We start from the raw sequence: 3,975 nt of genomic DNA, 5'->3' as shown, positions 1-3,975 counted from the left end.
GACGATCTCTAAACTTGTGCCGATCAGGGCTTGGGCAGGCCGGGGGGATTGGTCTTGGCCACCTCGATGCCTTCGGCGCCGAGGTTCCACTGCTCGAGCAACTGGGCGTAGAGACCGGTCTCGATAAGGTCGTTGATGGCGGCGGTGAAAGGCTCGGCGAGGCCGGAATCCTTCACCGTTGTGATCCCCACTTCGGCTGGCAGCGGCCAGCCGGAGCTGACAGTGCCGACGAGCTTGGTCTCGCCGGTCTGGGCGGCGTGGTAGGCCTGGGTGGAATTGGGATTGAAATTGGTATCGGCACGACCGGAAGCGAGGGCGAGGCCGGCGGCGGCGTCATCGTCGTAGTATTGGACTTCGACGGGGGCGAGGCCTTCCTTCTGGTTGAGTTCGTCCCACTGCAGGATGATCTTTTCCTGGATGGTGCCTGAGCCGGTGATGACCTTCAGGCCGGCAATGTCCTTGGGCTCGGTGATCGCAGTGATGGGGCTGTCGGCCTTGACGTAAAAGCCATGGAGGCCGAGGCGGTAGGTCGAAAAGTCGAACTTTTCCTTACGCTCTTCGGTCACGCCGACATTGGAAATCACCGCGTCATACTTGCCGGAGGCGACGCCGAGCGGCCAATCGGCCCAGGCGACGGGCACGATCTCGACCGGTACGCCAAGCACTTCACCGACAAGGCGGGCCACGTCCGGATCGAAGCCGACTACGGTAGTGGCATCGGTGGCATAGGTGGCGATCGGCGGTGCCCAGGGAGCGACGGCGATGCTGATAACGCCGTCCTTGGCCCATTTGTGATCGGCGGGAAGAAGCGCGGCGACCGCGTCATTCTTTTCGGCATGCAGGCGATCCGTTGGATTGGGATCAAGGCTAAGGCTCGTCTGGGCGAAGGTCGCCGGGGCGAGGACAACGCTCAGCAGGAGGGCTGTACCGGCCTTCAGGAGGGTTTTGCGAGAAAGGGTGGTCATATCTATTCCATTCGTTCGGACGTGCGCCATCCTGCCGCTGACCGGCATGGAAAGAGGGAGGAAGGCGCAGGGTTGAGGGCTAGAGAACCTTGGCGAGGAACTCTGCGGTTCGGGAATGCGACGGGGCGCTGAAGAGGCGCTCGGGCGGCGCGACTTCGAGGATCTTGCCGCTCTCCATGAAGACGATGCGGTCGGCTACTTCACGGGCAAAGCCGATTTCATGGGTGACGATCACGAGCGTCGTGCCGGACTTTGCGAGCTCCTTGATGACATCGAGCACTTCGCCCACGAGCTCAGGATCGAGCGCAGAAGTGGGCTCATCGAAAAGCAGAACCTTGGGGCGCAGCGCGAGGGCACGGGCAATGGCGACGCGCTGCTGCTGGCCACCAGAGAGATGGCGCGGATAGGCATCGGCCTTGTCGGCGAGACCGACGCGGGCGAGGAGGTCGCGGGCCTGGGCAATTGCTTCCTCGCGCGGCAAGCCTGCGACGGAAACAGGAGCTTCGATGACGTTCTCGAGCGCGGTCAGGTGGGGGAAGAGATTGAAATTCTGGAACACCATGCCGACGGCTGCGCGGCGGCGGCGAATGGCGGGCTCTTTCAATTCGTGGAGGGCGTCGCCGCGGCGCTCGTAGCCGATCAGTTCGCTATCAATGGCGACAATGCCGGTATCGACGCGCTCGAGATGATTGATAGTGCGAAGGAGTGTCGACTTGCCGGCGCCGGAGGGTCCGATGATGGCGACAACTTCGCCGGAAGCGACGGTGAGATTGACGCTGTCGAGGACCTTCAAGTCGCCGAATGACTTGTTGACCCCGTGGATTTCGACTTCGCCACCAATGCGGCCGGTCTCGAAGCCGGCAATCGGCTTACGGTCGGCAATGGTGGAGGTGGGCGTCGCGACCTGTGGTTGTGGAGCGTTGCGGCTGATCAGGCGGAAGAGTTTGTCGACCAGCGGCGGCAGGGCTTCCCGACGGGCGCCGCGGGAATAGTACTGCTCGATGAAGTATTGGACCGTCGAGAGCACCACCATGATGATGAGATACCAGACCGTCGCGACCATCAGCAGCGGAATGACTTCCAGATTGCGGCGGTAGATCACCTGCACGGTGTAGAAAAGCTCGGGGAGCGCGAGCACGTAGACGATGGAGGTCGCCTTGGCGAGGCCGATGATCTCGTTGAAGCCAGAGGGCAGAATGGCGCGCATGGCCTGCGGCAGTACGATATGGACGGCCTGGCGCCAGCTCGAAAGACCAAGGGCGGCCGCAGCTTCATGCTGCCCCTGATCGACCGAGAGAATGCCGCCGCGAATGATCTCGGAGGAGAAGGCCGCCTGGTTGAGGCTGAGGCCGATGATGGCGACCGCAAAGGGGCTGAGGGTTTGAACGGTATCGAACTGAACCCACAAAATATCGGTGAAGGGCACGCCAAGATTGATGGTGGCGTAGAGATAGCCGAGATTGTTGAGCACCAGCAGCAGCACGATCAGCGGGATGGAGCGCAGAAGCCAGATATAGCCCCAGGAAAGCCCAGAGAGCAGCGGCGACTTGGACACGCGGGCAAAGGCCAGAAGGCCACCCAAGATGAAGCCGATAATGGCCGAGATGCCTGTCAGCAGCAGGGTACGACCAAGGCCTGCCAACACCGGCTCGGAAACAAAGTACTCCGCAAAGACTGACCAGCCCCACCGCTCGTTGGTGAACACCGAATGGAGCGTGATGGCGATGATGGCTGCGGCAAGGACGGTTCCCGCGACGCGCCAGGGATGACGCGCCTCGACCACCTTGAGCCGCTGCAAGTCCTGCGGGGCGGTGCGGGAGGAGGCCGTTTCCAAACCGACGTCTGTAACCGAAGCCATTTTCATACCTTTAATCTACAGAATTAGTAGATATTAAATTGAGGATGGTCGTGGAGAGAAGCGACGCAATTCTGAGTTTGGAGAGTCCGGGAAACTATTTGCCCGCTGCGGCGGCCTGGAGCGCATTGCCGTTTTCATTGGCGAAATCGGCAAGCGGCGTACCCAGTGCCTTTTCGAAGGCCAGCACCTGCACACTCTCCGGATCTGCGTCGAGATCGAAAAGCGCGCTGTAGCCAGTCCTGAGATAAAGCTCGCGCGCTTCTGGCTGACGGAAGCCAGTGGTGAGATAGACCCGGCTATACCCTTGTGCGATCGCCCGCGCCTCAAGCTCGACCAGAACCTTGCGCGCCAGACCCTGGCGCCGGTGATCCCTGTCGGTCCACACGCGCTTGAACTCGGCCGTCGTCTCGTCATAGCGCATGAATGCGCCGCCGGCGATCGGACGTCCGTCACGCAAAAGCAGCACGAACGCGCCATCTGGCACAGCAAAGCGCTCGGGCGGATAGCGGTTCATTTCCTGGACCGCCCCACCCTCTTCGAAATAATTGCCATAGCGGGTCTGGTACTCGTCTGTCAGTTGCTCGACGAGTGGCAGGGCCACAGGGTCGGTGGGGAGAGTGTAAAGAAAGCTGTCGGTCATGACAGGACCTCCGCACGGGTGTTGGTGGATAGAAAATCCTCGACCAGCCTCACCCAATAGCGGGCAGCGTCGGGGATGATGGCATCGTTGAAGTCGTAGCGCGGGCTGTGAAGGTCGGCGCTGTCACCATTGCCGAGGAAAAGGTAGGAGCCCGGCCGCTCCTCCAGCATGAAGGCAAAGTCTTCGCTAGCCGTAATGGGGCGCAGGCCCTGCTCGACGCGCTCCGCGCCAAAGTGTCGGCGCGCAACGTCCCGGGCAAAATCCGTCTGTGCCGCGTCATTGACCAGAACCGGATAGCCGGTCGGATAGTGGAGCGAGGCAGTGGCACCATAGGAGGCGACATGGGCCGTAACGAGAGCGGTGATGCGCTCGCGGATCGCCTGACGCACGGTTTCGTTGAACGAGCGCACCGTCAGTTGCAGCTCGACGCTGTCGGGAATGACATTGGGCAGGCTGCCGCCATGAATGCTCCCCACGGTGACGACTGCAGCTTCGAGCGGATCGACATTGCG

At 61.7% G+C, this 3,975-nt stretch carries 4 protein-coding genes; all 4 read right to left on the bottom strand.

Annotated features, from left to right (window positions below; translation table 11 throughout):
- Window positions 1–23: 23 nt before the first annotated feature.
- On the bottom strand, window positions 24–965 hold the full coding sequence (locus ABW043_RS05065; protein WP_353920144.1) for an ABC transporter substrate-binding protein: 942 nt from the start codon (window positions 963–965) through the stop codon (window positions 24–26).
- A 79-nt stretch (window positions 966–1,044) separates the two neighbouring features.
- Window positions 1,045–2,823, bottom strand: coding sequence for an amino acid ABC transporter permease/ATP-binding protein (locus ABW043_RS05060; RefSeq protein WP_353920143.1), 1,779 nt, complete (start codon window positions 2,821–2,823; stop codon window positions 1,045–1,047).
- A 94-nt stretch (window positions 2,824–2,917) separates the two neighbouring features.
- Window positions 2,918–3,463 carry a GNAT family N-acetyltransferase gene (locus ABW043_RS05055; protein ID WP_353920142.1) on the bottom strand — a complete coding sequence of 182 codons (546 nt, stop codon included), beginning with the start codon at window positions 3,461–3,463 and terminating at the stop codon, window positions 2,918–2,920.
- Window positions 3,460–3,975, bottom strand: a 516-nt coding sequence (locus tag ABW043_RS05050; protein ID WP_353920141.1) for a M20/M25/M40 family metallo-hydrolase, incomplete at its 5' end; no start/stop codon positions are given. The genes ABW043_RS05050 and ABW043_RS05055, both read right to left, overlap by 4 nt.

The sequence above is a fragment of the Devosia sp. genome, assembly GCF_040509215.1.
GTDB lineage: Bacteria > Pseudomonadota > Alphaproteobacteria > Rhizobiales > Devosiaceae > Devosia.
Note: the sequence above shows the minus strand (reverse complement) of the source record. Positions and strands in the feature narration are given on the sequence as shown.